The sequence below is a fragment of the Halomonas organivorans genome (genome assembly GCF_014192055.1).
GTDB lineage: Bacteria > Pseudomonadota > Gammaproteobacteria > Pseudomonadales > Halomonadaceae > Halomonas > Halomonas organivorans.
The window spans coordinates 461726-477157 of record NZ_JACHXM010000001.1; the positions used below are offsets into that span (position 1 = coordinate 461726).

General features: G+C 67.7%; 16 protein-coding genes. 7 read left to right on the forward strand and 9 right to left on the reverse strand.

The window, feature by feature from the left end:
- Window positions 1-41: 41 nt before the first annotated feature.
- Complete coding sequence (locus tag FHR96_RS02090; RefSeq protein ID WP_183385976.1) at window positions 42-1556, reverse strand: aldehyde dehydrogenase; 1515 nt, start codon at window positions 1554-1556, stop codon at window positions 42-44.
- A gap of 15 nt (window positions 1557-1571) precedes the next feature.
- The gene (locus tag FHR96_RS02095) at window positions 1572-2810 is read right to left on the reverse strand and encodes a M20 family metallo-hydrolase (protein WP_183385977.1); all 1239 of its coding nucleotides are present in this window, start codon (window positions 2808-2810) and stop codon (window positions 1572-1574) included.
- Between the two features lie 139 nt (window positions 2811-2949).
- Here FHR96_RS02095 and FHR96_RS02100 point away from each other — a divergent pair, with 139 nt between their 5' ends.
- From FHR96_RS02100 to FHR96_RS02115, 4 genes are all read left to right on the forward strand, one after another.
- Complete coding sequence (locus FHR96_RS02100; protein ID WP_183385978.1) at window positions 2950-4368, forward strand: aminotransferase; 1419 nt, start codon at window positions 2950-2952, stop codon at window positions 4366-4368.
- A 73-nt stretch (window positions 4369-4441) separates the two neighbouring features.
- The gene (locus FHR96_RS02105) at window positions 4442-5785 is read left to right on the forward strand and encodes a Na+/H+ antiporter NhaC family protein (RefSeq protein ID WP_183385979.1); all 1344 of its coding nucleotides are present in this window, start codon (window positions 4442-4444) and stop codon (window positions 5783-5785) included.
- A gap of 14 nt (window positions 5786-5799) precedes the next feature.
- Window positions 5800-6915 (forward strand): agmatine deiminase, encoded by a 1116-nt coding sequence (gene aguA, locus FHR96_RS02110; protein ID WP_183386096.1) that lies wholly within the window; start codon window positions 5800-5802, stop codon window positions 6913-6915.
- Between the two features lie 157 nt (window positions 6916-7072).
- Entirely contained in the window at window positions 7073-7312 is a 240-nt protein-coding gene (locus FHR96_RS02115) for a hypothetical protein (protein WP_183385980.1), read from the forward strand.
- A gap of 6 nt (window positions 7313-7318) precedes the next feature.
- On the opposite strand, the gene FHR96_RS02120 is transcribed toward FHR96_RS02115, so the two are convergent.
- Complete coding sequence (locus tag FHR96_RS02120; protein ID WP_183385981.1) at window positions 7319-8020, reverse strand: extensin-like domain-containing protein; 702 nt, start codon at window positions 8018-8020, stop codon at window positions 7319-7321.
- A gap of 367 nt (window positions 8021-8387) precedes the next feature.
- Between FHR96_RS02120 and FHR96_RS02125 the strand changes: the two genes are divergently transcribed.
- Window positions 8388-9389: an LLM class flavin-dependent oxidoreductase gene (locus FHR96_RS02125; protein ID WP_183385982.1), complete on the forward strand. Its 1002-nt coding sequence runs from the start codon at window positions 8388-8390 to the stop codon at window positions 9387-9389.
- A gap of 41 nt (window positions 9390-9430) precedes the next feature.
- Here the strand turns inward: FHR96_RS02125 and FHR96_RS02130 are convergent, their stop codons facing one another.
- Genes FHR96_RS02130 through FHR96_RS02140 form a run of 3 tightly spaced genes read right to left on the reverse strand, consistent with a single transcriptional unit; the run spans window position 9431 to window position 11828 of the window.
- On the reverse strand, window positions 9431-10774 hold the full coding sequence (locus FHR96_RS02130) for an ATP-binding protein (protein ID WP_183385983.1): 1344 nt from the start codon (window positions 10772-10774) through the stop codon (window positions 9431-9433).
- A complete protein-coding gene (locus tag FHR96_RS02135; RefSeq protein ID WP_183385984.1) occupies window positions 10771-11445 on the reverse strand; it encodes a response regulator transcription factor in 675 nt (224 codons plus the stop codon). The genes FHR96_RS02130 and FHR96_RS02135 overlap by 4 nt, the downstream gene beginning before the upstream one ends.
- Window positions 11442-11828: a PepSY domain-containing protein gene (locus FHR96_RS02140; RefSeq protein ID WP_343066309.1), complete on the reverse strand. Its 387-nt coding sequence runs from the start codon at window positions 11826-11828 to the stop codon at window positions 11442-11444. Before FHR96_RS02140 ends, FHR96_RS02135 begins: the two co-directional genes overlap by 4 nt.
- Window positions 11829-12039: 211 nt before the next feature.
- On the opposite strand from FHR96_RS02140, the gene FHR96_RS02145 reads away from it, so the two are divergent.
- A complete protein-coding gene (locus tag FHR96_RS02145; protein WP_183385985.1) occupies window positions 12040-12516 on the forward strand; it encodes a PepSY domain-containing protein in 477 nt (158 codons plus the stop codon).
- Window positions 12509-12919, forward strand: coding sequence for a hypothetical protein (locus FHR96_RS02150; protein ID WP_183385986.1), 411 nt, complete (start codon window positions 12509-12511; stop codon window positions 12917-12919). The genes FHR96_RS02145 and FHR96_RS02150 overlap by 8 nt, the downstream gene beginning before the upstream one ends.
- Before the next feature lie 237 nt (window positions 12920-13156).
- On the opposite strand, the gene FHR96_RS02155 is transcribed toward FHR96_RS02150, so the two are convergent.
- From FHR96_RS02155 to FHR96_RS02165, 3 genes are all read right to left on the reverse strand, one after another.
- Window positions 13157-13633, reverse strand: a complete 477-nt coding sequence (locus FHR96_RS02155) for a MarR family winged helix-turn-helix transcriptional regulator (RefSeq protein ID WP_183385987.1) — start codon at window positions 13631-13633, stop codon at window positions 13157-13159.
- Window positions 13634-13820: 187 nt separating this feature from the next.
- Window positions 13821-14390, reverse strand: a complete 570-nt coding sequence (locus FHR96_RS02160) for a nuclear transport factor 2 family protein (protein ID WP_183385988.1) — start codon at window positions 14388-14390, stop codon at window positions 13821-13823.
- A 90-nt stretch (window positions 14391-14480) separates the two neighbouring features.
- Window positions 14481-15410 carry a flavin reductase gene (locus FHR96_RS02165; RefSeq protein WP_183385989.1) on the reverse strand — a complete coding sequence of 310 codons (930 nt, stop codon included), beginning with the start codon at window positions 15408-15410 and terminating at the stop codon, window positions 14481-14483.
- Between the last annotated feature and the right edge of the window lie 22 nt (window positions 15411-15432).

The window sequence follows — 15432 nt, forward strand, 5'->3', positions numbered from 1 at the left end:
GGTGCTGGGTTCACGCCCCCGCCTCGGGGACCAGACGACACTCAAGTGGCGAGCGTCATCCATACGCTCTTCAGATCGGAGTACTCCTCCAGCGAGTGATGCGACTTGTCGCGGCCGTTGCCCGACTGCTTGACGCCGCCGAAGGGCACCGTCTGGTCCATGTCCGCCCAGTTGTTGACGAACACCTGCCCCGAGCGCAGCCGGCGCGTGACGCGCATGATGCGGTCGATGTCCTGGCTCCACAGCCCCGCCGCCAAACCGTAGTCGCTGTCGTTGGCCAGCCGCACCGCCTCGTCCTCGCTGTCGAAGCCGAACACCGACAGCACCGGGCCGAAGATCTCCTCGCGGCCGATCGCCATGGCGTCGGTGACGCCGTCGAACACCGTCGGCGGAATAAACAGCCCGGGACCGTCCAGCGCCTTTCCACCTGAGCGCAGGGTCGCGCCCTCTTCCACGCCGCGGCGGATATAGCCGAGCACCCGCTCGTGCTGGGCCTGATCGACCATCGCGCCCATGAAGCTGTCCGGGTCCAGCGGGTCACCGGGCTGCATGCGTTCGGCGGCGGCCAGCACCTTGTCGACGAAGGCCTCGCGAATGCTGTTCTCGACCAGCAGCCGCGAGCCGGCGATGCACACCTCGCCCTGGTTGTGGAAGATCGCCCCGGCGGCGTGCTCGGCGACCCTGTCGAGATCCTTGCAGTCGGCGAACACCAGGTTCGGGCTCTTGCCGCCGCACTCCAGGAACACCTTCTTGAGGTTCGACTGGCCGGCGTACTGCATCAGCTGCTTGCCGACCCCGGTGGAGCCGGTGAAGGCCAGGCAGTCGACGTCCATCGACAGCGCCAGCGCCTTGCCCACGGTGTGGCCGAAGCCCGGCAACACCTGGAACACGCCGCGCGGCAGGCCGGCCTCGCGGGCCAGGCTGGCCAGGCGCAGCGCCGACAGCGGCGACTTCTCCGAGGGCTTGAGGATGACGCTGTTGCCGGCGGCCAGCGCCGGGGCGATCTTCCAGGCGGTCATCATCAGCGGGAAGTTCCACGGCACGATGGAGGCCACCACCCCCAGCGGCTCGCGCAGCACCAGGCCCAGGGCGTCGTTGCCGGTGGGCGCCACCTCGCCGTAGAGCTTGTCGATCGACTCGGCGTGGTGGCGCAGGCAGCCGATGGCGCCGGCCATGTCGCCCAGCGAACTGCCCACCGGCTTGCCCATGTCCAGGGTGTCGAGCAGCGCCAGCTCGTGCTGGTGGGCCTCCATCAGCTCGGCGAGGCGCAGCAGCACGGCCTTGCGCTGGCCCGGGGCCCGGCGCGACCACTCGCCGCCCTCGAAGGCGCGCCGGGCGGCCGCCACCGCCGCCTCGGCGTCGGCGGCGTCGCAGCTCGCCACTTCGGCGAGCGTCTCGCCGGTGGCCGGATTGATCGTGGTCAGGGTCGCGCCGTCGGCAGCGTCGACGAAGGCGTCGTCGATATAGGCGCGGGTCTCGAGGCCTTGCTCGGCCAGCGAGGCGGCCAGCGCCTGCCAGTCGTCGCAGGTCTGGGGAATTCGGCGATGTTCGGTCATAGGGGGCTCCCGTGATCAGGCCGGACGGTCGGCGCGGGCGACCATGGCGTCGCACAGCACCTGGGCACCCAGGCTGCAATGCTCCGGGGTGGCGTACTCGGCCTCGTTGTGGCTGATGCCGTCGCGGCAGGGGATGAAGATCATCGAAGTGGGGGCGACGCGGGACACATAGACGGCGTCGTGCCCGGCGCCGCTCATCATGCGCCGCCAGGGCACCGCCTGGGCCCGGGTAGCGGCCTCCACCGCGGCGATGCACTCGGAGGCGAACTCCACCACCGGCGAGGCCCAGATCCGCTGCTGGGAGACGGTCACGCCGAAGGTCTCGCCGGCGGCGGCCAGCTCGCGCTCGAACAGCGCCTGGAGGGCATCCAGCTCGGTTTCCACCACGTGGCGCAGGTCGACGGTGAGGCGCACCTCGCCGGGGATGACGTTGCGCGAGGCCGCCTCGATGTCCAGGCAGCCGCAGGTGACCTTGGTGTCGCCGCTGGCGTCAGCCATGGCGTGGGCCTGCAGGCGGTCGATCAGGCGCGCCGCCGCCGCCAGGGCGTCGTGGCGCAGCCGCATCGGCGTGGGGCCGGCATGGGCCGACTGGCCGGTGAAGGTGACGTCGAACCAGCGCATGCCCTGCACGCCGGTGACCACGCCGACGGATTCCCCGGCGTCCTCGAGCACCGGCCCCTGTTCGATGTGCAGCTCGAAGAAGCCGTCCAGCCGCGGCTCGCCCACCGGCAGGTCGCCGGCGAAGCCGCAGGCCTCCAGGGCCTCGCCGAGAGTCACCCCGTCGGCGTCGCGGCGGGCCAGGGTGTCCTCGACGGCGAACTCGCCGGCATAGGTGCCGGAGGCGACCATCGCCGGGGCGAAGCGACTGCCCTCCTCGTTGGTCCACACCACCAGCTCCAGCGGGCGCTCGGTGACGATGCCCTGGTCATGCAGGCTGCGGAACACCTCGAGCCCGGCCAGCACGCCGAGGATGCCGTCGAAGCGGCCGCCCTTGGGCTGGGTGTCCAGGTGGCTGCCGGTGGCCACCGGCTCGAGGTCGTCGCGCTTGCCGGCGCGGCGGATGAACAGGTTGCCGACCCGGTCGACCCGCCAGGTGCAGCCGATCGCCTCGCACCAGTCGAGCAGCAGGCGCCGGCCGGCGGCGTCCTCGGGGGTCAGCGCCAGGCGGCAGCTGCCGCCGTTGGCGGTGGGGCCGATCTCGGCCATGGCCATCAGCGTGTCCCACAGCCGCTGGCCGTCGATGGAAATCGTCATGGTGCGCCTCATTGGTCGTTGTTCGTCATGCCAGCGACCTTACGAGGACGGCACGAGTCCCCGATATACCCCAATCAGGATATGTTCCCCCCTGGCCGGGGATGGCTAGTCTGGCTTCCACTCGACAGGAGGTATTGCCATGACCACAACAAGCACCCGTCCGACGACCGACCGCCCCGTCCTCGATGCCAAGACCCTGTGGCAGAAGGACAAGGATCACTTCATCCATCCCTTCACCGACTTCAGCGTCTTCCACGAGGAAGGCTGCGACCTGATCACCGACAGCGAGGGCATCTACGTCCAGGATGCCAAGGGCAACCGCTTCATCGACGGCATCGCCGGGCTGTGGTGCGTCAACGTCGGCCACGGCCGCGCCGAGATCGGCCAGGCCATGGCCGAACAGGCCACCCGCATGGCCTACTTCTCGACCTTCAACAACCTGTCCAACGCCCCGGCCGCGGAGCTCTCCGCCAAGCTGGCCGAGCTGGCTCCCGCGCATCTCAACCACGTCTTCTACAGCTGCGGCGGCTCGACGGCCAACGATGCCACCATTCGCCTGGTGCACTACTACTTCAATCGCCTGGGCAAGCCGAACAAGAAGCGCATCATCTCGCGCAACAACGCCTACCACGGCACCACCTATCTTGCCGCCACCCTGACCGGCATCGAGAGCAACAACTGGGACTTCGACACCCTCGATCACCTGGTGACCCATCTCAGCGAGGCCAACTGCTATCGTCGCCCCGAGGGCATGAGCGAGGCCGAGTACTGCGATCACCTGGTGGCCGAGTTCGAGGACACCATCGCCGAGATCGGCGCCGACAACATCGCCGCCTTCATCGCCGAGCCGATCATGGGCGCCGGCGGCGTGCTGGTGGCGCCCGAGGGCTATCACAAGCGCATGCAGGCGGTGTGCCGCGCCAACGAGATCCTGTTCATAGCCGATGAGGTGGTGACCGGCTTCGGCCGCCTGGGGCACTTCTTCGCCTCCGAGGCCGTGTTCGAGACCCAGCCGGACATCATCAACTGCGCCAAGGGGCTGTCCTCCGGCTACGCGCCGCTGGGCGCCACCCTGATCTCCGACGAGATCTACGAGGTGCTGGGCACCCCCCAGCGCAAGGGCGGCGTGCTGAGCACCGGCTTCACCTACTCCGGCCATCCGGTAAGCTGTGCCGCGGCGCTCAAGAGCATCGAGATCATCGAGCGCGAGGCCATCTGCGAGAATGTCCGCGAGGTCGGCCCCTATCTCGAACAGCAGCTCAAGACGCTCTCCCACCACGCCACCGTCGGCAACGTGCGGGGCAGCCACTTCATGATGTGTCTGGAGAACGTGGCCGACAAGGACACCAAGGAGCTGCTGCCGGTGGAGGCCCGGGTCGGCGACCGCATCGCCTTCGAGGCCCAGAAGCGCGGCCTGATCATCCGCCCGGTGGGTCACCTGAACGTGATCTCGCCGACGCTGATCTGGAGCCGCGAGACCGTCGATACCGCGGTGGCGATCCTCGACGAGGCGCTGACGGCGGCCACGGAGTCCCTCAAGGCCGACGGCTACCTGTAACTGCCAGCGCGGCGCCCACGCGGGCGCCGCGCGCCCATGACGACGCAAGACAACGACAATAGAGACTTTCCCCATGGATACTTATGGCGCCTGGAGCCTGATCCCTACCCTGGTGGTACTGGGCATGGCTCTGATCACCCGACGCACCATCGAGTCCCTGCTGGCCGGCACCGTGGTCGGCCTGCTGATGATCGACCCGACCACCGTGGTCACTCAAGGCTCGGATATCCTGCTCGGCGTGCTGGGCAACGACACCGTGACCTGGATCATCCTGGTCTGCGGCCTGTTCGGCAGCCTGATCGCCCTGCTGGTGAAGACCGGCGGGGTACTCAGCTTCGGCGACGTGATGACACGCCGCATCCATCGCAAGCACCACAGCCTGCTGACCACCTGGGTGCTAGGCCTGGTGATCTTCGTCGACGACTACCTGAACGCCCTGACCATCAGCGCCTCGATGAAGAAGATCACCGACCGCTTCGGCATCTCCCGCGAGAAGCTGGCCTACATCGTCGATTCCACGGCGGCCCCGGTGTGCATCCTGGTGCCCTTCTCCACCTGGGCGGTGTTCTTCGCCGGCCTGCTGGAGGAGAACAACGTGACCGGCAACGGCATGGGCCTTTACATCGAGGCCATCCCCTACATGTTCTACGCCTGGGTGGCGGCCGCCATCGTGCCGCTGGTGGCGCTCGGCTGGATGCCAGACATCGGCCCGATGAAGGCCGCCGAAGCCCGTGCCAGCGCCGGCCAGCCGATGCCTTCGGGCGTCGACGACGCCGCGCTGGAGGTGGACGAGGACAAGCCGCGCCCGCACCTGATCAACTTCCTGCTGCCCATCGCCACGCTGATCTTTTTCACCTGGTACTTCGACATCGACATCCTGCGCGGGGTCATCGTCTCGCTGGTCGTGCTGCTGGTGATGATCGGCGCCCAGCGCCTGCTGAGCTTCCACGAGACCTTCGACACCGCCCTGGACGGGTTCAAGGCGATGCTCATGCCGCTCGGCACCCTGGTGGCCGGTTTCACCCTCAAGGAGGTCAACGACGTCCTGGGGCTGACCGACTTCGTGATCACCGCCGTGGAGCCGCTGATGACCTCCAGCCTGCTGCCCGCGGTGGTGTTTGTCACCATGGCCTTCCTGGCCTTCGCCACCGGTTCCTTCTGGGGCCTGTTCGCCGTGGCCATGCCCATCGTGCTGCCGCTGGCCGAAAGCGTGCACGCCAACATGCCGCTGGTGGTCGGCGCGCTGATCTCGGCCAGCGCCTTCGGCAGCCATGCCTGCTTCTACGGCGACTCCACCGTGCTCTCGGCCCAGGGCAGCGGCTGCACGCCCATGGCCCACGCCCTGACCCAGCTCCCCTATGTGCTGATTGCCGCCACCATCGCCACCGGTGTATTCCTGGTGGTCGGCTACCTGTGAGACCTGCCATGACGATGACATCTGCCCAAGGCGCCCAGACGGGCGCCACTCCCGAGAGCCCGGCGGCCCAGGGCTTCGCCATGCCGGCCGAGTTCGCCCCCCATGACGCCTGCTGGATGCTGTGGCCGCAGCGCCCCGACACCTGGCGCTATGGGGCCAAGCCGGCCCAGCAGGCCTTCGTCGAAGTGGCCACGGCCATCGCCGAGAGCGAGACGGTGTTCGTCGGCGTCAACGACGAGCAGTACGAGAACGCCCGCGTCCAGCTGCCCGACCACGTCAGGGTGGTCGAGCTCTCCAGCAACGACGCCTGGATGCGCGACGTGGGCCCGACCTTCCTCACCCATCCGGACGGCCGCCTGGCCATGGTCGACTGGGAGTTCAACGCCTGGGGTGGATTGCAGGGCGGGCTCTATTTCCCCTGGGACAAGGACCGGCGTATCCGCACCAAGATCGCCGAGATGCTCGGCATCGAGCGCTTCGTGGCGCCGGTGGTGCTGGAAGGCGGCGCCATCCACGTGGACGGCGAAGGCACCCTGCTGACCACCGAGGAGTGCCTGCTCAACGCCAACCGCAACCCGGACCTCTCCAGGGCCGAGATGGAACGGCTGCTGTGCGACACCCTGGGCGTCGAGAAGGTGATCTGGCTGCCCCGCGGCTGCCATCTCGACGAGACCGACGGCCACGTCGACAACCTGGCCTGCTTCGTGGCCCCCGGCGAGGTCGCCCTGACCTGGACCGATGACGAGGCCGATCCCCAGCACGCCATCTCCCGGGAGGCGCTGGCCGTGCTGGAGAACGCCACCGACGCCCGCGGCCGCACGCTGACCGTGCACCGGCTGCCCCAGCCCGGCCCGCTGCATATCGGCGAGGACGAGGCCAGCGGCATCGACCGCCTGAGCCACTCGCATCCGCGGCGCCCCGGCGACCGCATGGCCGGCTCCTATGTCAATTTCTACATCGGCAACTCGGTGGTGGTGATGCCGCTGCTCGACCCGGCTCGGGACGACGAGGCCCGCGACCTGCTCCAGGCGCTGTTCCCCACGCGCCGGGTGATCGGCGTGCCGGCCCGGGAGATCCTGCTCGGCGGCGGCAACATCCATTGCATCACCCAGCAGCAGCCCCGCCCCTGAGCCTTGCTCCCGTCGTCGCCGTGCTCGGCGGCGACGGCCCCTTCTACTGCCAGCCCTGCCCCATCGCGTCTCCTTGGCCGAAATAAAAAACACCGTTTCGAAACTTATCCGGCCTGCACGCCTCCAACTCAGGGAATGCCACTGTGAGGAGACCACCATGCAACGACTGATGATGATATTGGCCGGCACGACCCTGGCGATCGCCCTGGCCGGGTGCGGCACCACGACCGGCGAAAGGGCGCTGAGCGGGGCAGGCGTCGGGGCCGCGGTGGGCGCCGGGGCAGCGGCCGTGACCGGCGGCAGCGTCACCCGCGGGGCGGTGATCGGCGGCGGCGTGGGGGCGGCCACCGGCGCGGCCACCGACTCGGACGACATCGACCTCAACCGCTATCGCTGAGCGCGCTCAGCGGCAGACCCGATAGCCGCCCATGGCGAGATGGAAATGATCGGCGTGGGCGGCGTTGTAGTCGGGTCCCAGCACGGTGCCGAAGACATCGCAGGCGCCCTGCCGGGCCCGCCGGAGGAACTCCCCTGCGGCGTCATCGTCGCCCCAGTCGCGACGTACCTCGATGCGTCGGCCGTCGTCGAGCCGATAGGCCGACACGTCCAGCGCCTCCGCCGTGGCGTGCTGGCTGCGCCGCCCCTGCTCGCGCCCATAGATATTGCGGCAGGCGAAGCTGCCGTAGTGCTCGACCATGGCCACGGGCTGGCCAAACAGCGCCCGGGCGGCGGGCTGCAGGCGATGGCGCTCGTAGCGCAGCCATGCCACTGCCATCGGACAGGCCGCCACGAAGCTCGATCCGAAGGCGACCCCCGCCCGCTCCAGCCGCACCACGTTCTCGAGCGGGCAGCCCGCCACCGGGGTGTGATCGACCAGCGGCGCGTAGGAAAGCGCAGCCTCGGGGGCGCGCGCCAGCACCGCCAGGCAGGTCTCGCGGTCGCCCTGCAGCCGCCCGAGCTTCCAGCGAGTCACCGGGGTCAGCGGATCCTCCACCGACAGCGGCTGCCAGGGGTTCCAGCCGGCGGGCAGCGTCCAGACGCCCTTGTCGAAGGCGATGCCGACGCCGACCAGCCCCAACAGCAAGACCAGCCCCCTTCCTCGCATACCGCTCTCCCATAACGCTCATATCCCGATTGCGGCGTCAGCCTCCTCGCCGCGCTATCGGGCTACAGCACCAGGCTGACGACCAGCGCCGAGCCACCGACCACCAGGGCGGTGACCACGGCCAAGGCGACCAGGCGATCCAGCCAGCGATCGAGACCCGTCCAGTCGAAGCGCCGCCGCATACGACGACGTGTCGCCCCCCGGCGGCGTGTCGGAGGGCGGGAGCGCGGGGAAGCCATCAGCGAAATCCGTATTGCATTCTGAGCCCTGAGCTTACGGGGCCCAGGGACGCGAGACCAGTGTCCCATTGAGCCGACGACCGATCGTCCCCATATCACTCTTGAGCAAGCTAATAAATGGAGCCCCCATGCCCCGCCTCAAGGACATTCCCCTCTCGGTGCTCGACCTGGCGCCGATCCGCCAGGGCGGCAGCGCCGCCGACAGCTTTCACGACAGCGTGGCCCTGGCCCAGCTGGCCGAGGGCCGCGGCTTCGAGCGCTTCTGGCTGGCCGAGCACCACAGCATCGATGGCATCGCCAGCGCCGCCACCGCAGTGCTGATCGGTCATGTCGCGGGTCAGACCTCGCGCATCCGGGTCGGCAGCGGCGGTATCATGCTGCCCAACCATCCGCCACTGGTGGTGGCCGAGCAGTTCGGTACCCTGGAAACGCTCTACCCGGGGCGCATCGACCTGGGGCTGGGCCGCGCCCCGGGCGCCGACGCCGCCACCATGGCGGCACTGCGCAGGGATCCGTTCGCCGGCGTCGACGACTTTCCCCAGCGCCTGGCCGAACTGCAGGGCTTCCTCGACGAGGAGCAACCCGGTCAACGGGTTCGCGCCGTGCCCGGACAGGGCACCCGGGTGCCGCTGTGGCTGCTGGGCTCCAGCGACTACAGCGCCCGCCTGGCGGCCCGTGAAGGCCTGCCCTTCGCCTTCGCCGCCCAGTTCGCGCCGGCCCAGCTGCATCAGGCGCTGCGCGTCTACCGCGACAACTTCCAACCCTCGGCGGTGCTCGACGCCCCCCATGCCATGGTCGGCCTGCCGGTGATCGCCGCCGACAGCGATCTCCAGGCCGAGTACCTGGCCACTACCGCCTACCAGAAATTCCTCGGCATGGTGCGCGGCCGCCGCACCCAGGCGCTGCCACCGGTGGAACGCATGGACTGGACGCCGCTGGAACAGTCCCAGGTCGAGCAGTTCCTGGGGGCGGCGGTGATCGGCGGTCCGGAGACCGTGCACGAGGGCCTCGAGGCCTTCCTCGAGGCAACCGGCGCCGACGAGCTGATGCTGCACACCGATGTCTACGGCCTCAAGGATCGCCTGAGGAGCTACGAGATCGTCGCCGACCTATGGCAGGCCGACGCTTGAGGTGATGCCGGGAACGGCGTGAAGGACGCCGGCGGGGTGACTCATGCCGCCGCGCCGAGCGGCAGCCGGATGCGCGCGGCCAGCCCGCCCAGCGGCGCCGTCTCGAGGGTCAGTCGGCCGTCGTAGAGTGCCATCAGGTCCTCGACGATGGCCAGGCCCAGGCCGCTTCCCGAGCGTCGCTCGTCGAGCCGCGCGCCCCGCGCCAACGCCGCCTCGCGCTGCTCGGGCGTCATCCCCGGGCCGTCATCCTCGACGTCGAGGCAGGCCTCACCGTCGACGACCACCACGCGCAGCGTCACCCTTTCCCGAGCCCAGTGCAGGGCGTTCTCGAGCAGGTTGCCGACCATCTCCTGCAGGTCCTGGGCGTCCACGCGCACCCGGAGCGAGGGCGCCAGTTCGGCGTCGAGCTCGATCCCGCGCCGCTCGGCGAGGCGACTCAGGCCATCGACCACCGGCGCCAGGACCTCGGCGATCGGCACCGGTCCGGCCAGCGAGGCGCCCCCCGCGGCCGAGGCCCTCGCCAGGTGATGCCGCACCGCCTCGTCGAGCCTCGCGAGTTCGTCGCGGACCCGCTGGCGCTGCGGTTCGGGATGACGGTCGGCCAGGGTGCGCAGCACGCTGATCGGCGTCTTGAGGGCATGCGCCAGGTTGCCGGCCGCGGCGCGGCCGCGCTCGATCAGCCGGCGGTCGCGGGCCAGGACTTCGTTCATGGCGCCGGCCAGCTCGGCCAACTCAGCCGGCAGGCGGGTGCCGAGACGCTCCGCTCGGCCGGTCTCCACGGCGCGAAGGTCGACGTGCAGCCGGCGCAGCGGCGCCAGCCCCCAGCGAATCTGCACCGCCAGCCCACCCAGCAGCAGAACGCCCAGTGCCAGCAACGACAGCCACAGCAGCCACTCGAAGCGCGCCACTTCCGCGTCCAGCTCCTGTCGCGACACCGCGAGCCCGACCCTCAGAGGACGAGGATAGCCGGCCAGGCGGACGCGCCGCTCGATCAAGCGCAGCGACTCGCCGCGGGGGCCGGTGATATCGCGCCGCACGACCCCCGCTGCCGCTTCCTGCAGCGGCAGCCGCTGGTCCCACAGCGAGCGGGAGACATGGGTGAGGCCCTCGCCGTCGCCGACCTGCCAGTACCAGCCGGAGAACACCCGGTCGAAGCGCGGATCACCCAGGGCCGGGGCCACGGACAGCCCGCCACCCAGGGGGTCGCGCTCCACCGCCGCCAACAGCACGCGCATCATCGAATCCAGACGCTCATCGAAGGACGCGGTCACCGACTCGCGGAAGGTATAGGCGAGCCCGGCCCCGGCCAGCGGCAGCACCACCAGCACCAGTACCCCCGCGGCCAGCAGCAGGCGCCGCGCCAGACTCCAGCGCGTCGGGATCACGCGCCCTCACCCTCCACCGCTACCAGGCGATAACCCTGGCCGCGCCGGGTCTCGATGCGCTCGCCACCCAGCTTGCGGCGCAGCCGGCTGATCTGGACATCGATGACGTTGGAATCGGGCTCGTGGTCGCGGTCGTAGACATGCTCGGCCAGCTCGCTGCGGCTGACCACCCTCGGCGCGGCGTGCATCAGGTAGGCCAACAGTCGCGTCTCCTGGGCGGTGAGCGAGACCGGCCGCCCGGCCAGGGTCACGCTGCCGGTGTGGGTGTCGTAGGACAGGGGGCCGGCCGACAGCACCGGATGGGCATGGCCATGGCTTCGCCGCACCAGCGCATGCAGGCGAAACAGCACCTCGGCGGTCTCGAAGGGCTTGGTGACATAATCGTCGGCGCCGGCGGAGAAGCCGGCGGCCTTGTCGGACCAGCGCTCGCGGGCGGTCAGCACCAGCACCGGCAGGTCGATGGCATCTTCCCGCCACTGGGCCAGCCAGCGAGTGCCGTCGCCGTCGGGCAGGCCAAGGTCAAGCACCACGGCGTCATAGCGCTCGGTGCGCAGCAGATAGTCGCCATCGCCGCCGGTGCCGGCGGTCTCGACCAACAGGCCGGCATCGCCCAGCGCCTCGCCGAGCGCCTCGGCCAGGGCCCGATCATCCTCGATCAGCAGTACCTTCATTGGCGTCGCATGCCCTCGATGTTCACTCCCTCGATTCCCACCAGCTCGCCGGTCGCGGCATCGAATTCGAACTCGACCAGCTGGCCCTGGGGTCCCAGCATCTCGATCTCATAGCGGCGCTCGCCGTCCTCGCTATCCAGCTCTACTTCCAGCACCTGGCCCTCATAGTGCGCCTCGAGCCAATCGAGCACCTCGGGCAAGGGCACGATGCGACCGTCGCGCACCGCTTCGTGCAGCGACTGCCACGACTCGTCGTCATCGGCCCATGCACCGGCCGCCGACCCACCCAAGGCGACGATCAGCAGGCCGGCAGCCAGCCACCAGCGGCCCGGCTGCCGTATCAGGCTCGCCTCGGCGGCGCCTTTCGGGAAAAGCATCTTCATGCGGGAAGACTGCCAGAAGCGGCATGAACACACCATGAACACTCCCGTCAGCCCAGGGACAGACGCATCGCGGCAGGCTCGTCTGGCGAGCATGAAAGATGCGCCGCGACATGAACCGATCATGAACGAGGCCGTCAGCCCACGGCAAGCTGCACGGTGCGATAACGATACCCGAGGCAATGAGGCCTCGCTCACGTCAAGGAGAGCCGCAATGAAGACGCTGACCCAATGGATCGCCCCCCTGACCCTGGCCGGCATGACCGGCATGACGGGAACCGCCATGGCCGACGACGGCAGCCTGACCCAGGACGACCTGCTGCGCCTGCTGGATGGCGCGGAGGCGTATGGCTTCAGTCACTATGAGGAGTTCGACCTCGACGACGGGCATCGCCTCGAGCTGGAAGGCTGGCGCGACGACGGCTGGCGGCTCGAAGTCGACATGCGAACCGAGGATGGTAACCTGCTTCATGAGGCCCAGCGCCAGAGCCAGATCCCGGACTGGAGCCTGACCGGCGACCAGCTCCGCCAGGCGCTGGCCAACGCCCACCGGGCCGGCCTGCAACGATTCTCGACGCTGGATGTCGATGACGGAGGCACCATCGAGATCGAAGGCCGAGACGCCGACGACCGCGAGATCGAGCTGCGCCTCGATCACAACATGAAGGTCACGGGAGTGGAAAATGACTGATCGACGCCAAGGGCGTGACCAGAATGCCGCCTGGCTGGCGGCCGAGCAATGGCGGGAGCGGGCGCGCCGGGCGCGCCCCACCCGGGGCATGAGCGGGCCGCGCATGATCCTCACCTGGCTGCTGTTCGGCGCCATGATGATCGTCGGCACCCTGATCGGCCTGGTCTTCCTGCTGATCGGCTGGCTGATGCTGCCCTTCCTGCGCCATCGCATGAAGAAGCGCATGGAACGCATGCGCGCCGACCAGGCCCAGGACGTGGGCGGTGGCACGTCATATCGCGAGACGCATTACCAGGAAACGCACTACCGGCAATCTCGCGGCCGAGACGAACGCACCGGGAAACGGGAGCGCGACGTCCTCGAGGGCGACTACGAGGTCAAGGACCGGGACGGAGTTGACTAGTCAGTCCCGCTTCCGAAGGCCGTGCCTCCCTGACGGGAAGACGAATGCTCCCGCCAGCTATAGCGAAGCAATTGAACACCATCCTTTCAGAGGCCATTGGGCGGGGATGGCCCCCAGGTAGGCCCTCCGCCGTAGGGCGTGAGCGGGCTGCCTCCGGAGACTGGCCGGGAGCCATAGCGATAGGGGGAATCGCCAGCAACGAGGGATGGCAAATGCAAGCACAAGCCTTCCAGGCGGCTATATCGAATTCAGATTATTGAAAATCTTGCCTAAGCAGCGGTTCAACGTCACGATCTCCTCGGCATCCAGCCCATGGAAAGCTTTCTCCACCAGGCGGTGAGTCATCTCCCTGGCCACCTCCAGGTACTCTTCCCCCTGCTCGGTCAACACCACTTCTGTGACGCGGCGGTCCTCGTCGGAAGGTGCAGTAACGACCAGTTCAGCCTCCTGCATCTTGTAGACGATCTTAGTAATAGTCGAAAGCTTGGCCACGGTATGGATGGCGATATCCGACATACTGAGCCGACCATGCTCATGCAGGATCATCAAAACTCTCCACTTGGACGAGCTCAGTCCCCTTGGCTTGAGCAGGGCATCCATATCGGCGCTGTACTTCGCATTCAGGCGAGCGATCCAGTAGAAGGGGTAATCCCTAGAGCGAAAACCCTCCGACAGGGGGAAGAAGGAGGGTGAAAGTGCATCCTTGTCAGCCATGGGCCCATGCCATTCCGAAGAAATAGTTGATTATTCTAGCATATGGCCACATCTGCCAGCAGCCGGCCCTCGATGGGCAAGGCCACTGGCAGGGCCGCCTTCCTGCCTGAGAAGGCAAAACCTTGGCCTGAAGGAGGTCGCTACCGGCCCCACAGGCCAAGGCCTCACGGCACGCTGGCCTTGATGGCTAGGCTTCTCTCATCAAGACCGACGTTTTCGCAAAGTCACTGGCCCAACCTTCCTTGAGTGGTGCTACGAAGACATTCTCGGTGCGGGTTCGAGTGATCCTCCAGCAACCGTCCGGTTCGCGACGAAAAGCATTGTTAAGTCGCGACGAGCGCAACAGCGAAGAGCCATCGGAGAAGATCCATGGTTGGCAGTGCACCCACTGACCTTCCGCACTATCGCCGCTGACATGAATCTGCTCCGAAGTCAGGTAGTGCACGTTCAAGAGCAGTTCGGGATCGCGTTTCTGCCCCCAGAAGTTCTCGAAGTGGCGACGAATAGCCGCCGCCCCCTCGAGGCGACCGAATTGGTTATCGTAATAATCGCCGACCCCCTCCCAGACGGCCTCTTCGCTATAGAGTGCCATGATCGCGTCGATACGCTTAACATCTTCCTTGATGCCGAACTCGGGAAGCGGTGTGTCGCAAAGGAACATATAGCGTGCCTGAAGCCGGCGAATCTCCGCCTCGGCTTCCAGCGTCTCGATACGTGCCATCATGGCCTGCCATTCGGCATTCGATACTTCCGGCATGTCTTCCTCCTTTACTATTACGGCGAGCCGGGCTTACCACCCCGCCGACTGTCTAAGCCCTCAGGCCTGGGGGAATTCAGCGTGTTCGCCTTATAGTGAGACGCCGAGACGTTCAATCACCCGTCCTAGCCCCGTCTTGACGGTGTCGACTTCGGCGGGCTCAAGCTCCTCGAGCAGGCGTTTCTCGTAATCATCGGCCATGGTCAGCAGCCGCAATGCCAGCGCCCGGCCCGCCTCGCTTAGCGTCACTCGGCTCTCGCCCTCGATGGCCACCAGGTCACGCTCCAGCAGGCCGTTCAGGGTATCGTCGAGATCCGCCAGAGGCTGGGCCACGCGACGGCCCAGGACCTCGGTCTCCAGGGGGCCGCGATCCGCCAGCAGGGTCAGCACCCGCCACTCCTTGTCGTTGACACCGAGGCTGCCCAGTCGCGGATAGAAATCGGCGCGATAGGCGGCGAGAGCCTGACGCATCAGGTACAGCAGATGCTTGCCCAGGCGACCATCCGGAGAGCTCTTCTCGTCCACGGGCAGCATCATGGGGTGCGGCTCGGGCACAGCATAACGGCCGTTGTGGAACACCAGGGCACTACCGGCGTCTCGATAGCTATAGCGCACCACCTCACCGACGATAATCAGGTGATCGCCACCCTCATAGACGTTCCAGGTACGGCATTCGAAATGAGCGGCGGCATCCTTCATCTTGGCGACGCCACCCACCCCTTCCCCGGTGTCGATCCCGGAGAACTTGTCCTCGCCACGGCTCGCGAAACGGTTGGAGATATCGACCTGTTCGTTGCTCAGTACATTGACCACGAAGTGGTCCGCATCCCGGTAGGCGGGCAGGCTGTATGCCCCCTTGTCGATGCTCCATAGAATCAGCGGCGGGTCCATCGACACCGCATTGAAGCTGCTCGCGGTGACACCGAAATGCTCGCCATCAGCATCCCGGGTAGTGACGACGGTGACCCCGGTGGCGAACTTGCCTAGGGCCCGGCGGAAATCTCTCGTATCGAGGCTCATCGTCCATCCTCCATTACAGTCA

Bases quoted from the DNA above. Each gene is read 5' to 3' on its own strand.
- FHR96_RS02155 (WP_183385987.1), bottom strand. From the start codon at position 13,633: ATGGCTGACAAGGATGCACTTTCACCCTCCTTCTTCCCCCTGTCGGAG.
- FHR96_RS02135 (WP_183385984.1), bottom strand. From the start codon at position 11,445: ATGAAGGTACTGCTGATCGAGGATGATCGGGCCCTGGCCGAGGCGCTC.
- FHR96_RS02090 (WP_183385976.1), bottom strand. From the start codon at position 1,556: ATGACCGAACATCGCCGAATTCCCCAGACCTGCGACGACTGGCAGGCG.
- FHR96_RS02105 (WP_183385979.1), top strand. From the start codon at position 4,442: ATGGATACTTATGGCGCCTGGAGCCTGATCCCTACCCTGGTGGTACTG.
- FHR96_RS02160 (WP_183385988.1), bottom strand. From the start codon at position 14,390: ATGCCGGAAGTATCGAATGCCGAATGGCAGGCCATGATGGCACGTATC.
- FHR96_RS02145 (WP_183385985.1), top strand. From the start codon at position 12,040: ATGAAGACGCTGACCCAATGGATCGCCCCCCTGACCCTGGCCGGCATG.
- aguA (WP_183386096.1), top strand. From the start codon at position 5,800: ATGACATCTGCCCAAGGCGCCCAGACGGGCGCCACTCCCGAGAGCCCG.
- FHR96_RS02165 (WP_183385989.1), bottom strand. From the start codon at position 15,410: ATGAGCCTCGATACGAGAGATTTCCGCCGGGCCCTAGGCAAGTTCGCC.
- FHR96_RS02150 (WP_183385986.1), top strand. From the start codon at position 12,509: ATGACTGATCGACGCCAAGGGCGTGACCAGAATGCCGCCTGGCTGGCG.
- FHR96_RS02095 (WP_183385977.1), bottom strand. From the start codon at position 2,810: ATGACGATTTCCATCGACGGCCAGCGGCTGTGGGACACGCTGATGGCC.
- FHR96_RS02125 (WP_183385982.1), top strand. From the start codon at position 8,388: ATGCCCCGCCTCAAGGACATTCCCCTCTCGGTGCTCGACCTGGCGCCG.
- FHR96_RS02140 (WP_343066309.1), bottom strand. From the start codon at position 11,828: ATGAAGATGCTTTTCCCGAAAGGCGCCGCCGAGGCGAGCCTGATACGG.
- FHR96_RS02115 (WP_183385980.1), top strand. From the start codon at position 7,073: ATGCAACGACTGATGATGATATTGGCCGGCACGACCCTGGCGATCGCC.
- FHR96_RS02100 (WP_183385978.1), top strand. From the start codon at position 2,950: ATGACCACAACAAGCACCCGTCCGACGACCGACCGCCCCGTCCTCGAT.
- FHR96_RS02120 (WP_183385981.1), bottom strand. From the start codon at position 8,020: ATGCGAGGAAGGGGGCTGGTCTTGCTGTTGGGGCTGGTCGGCGTCGGC.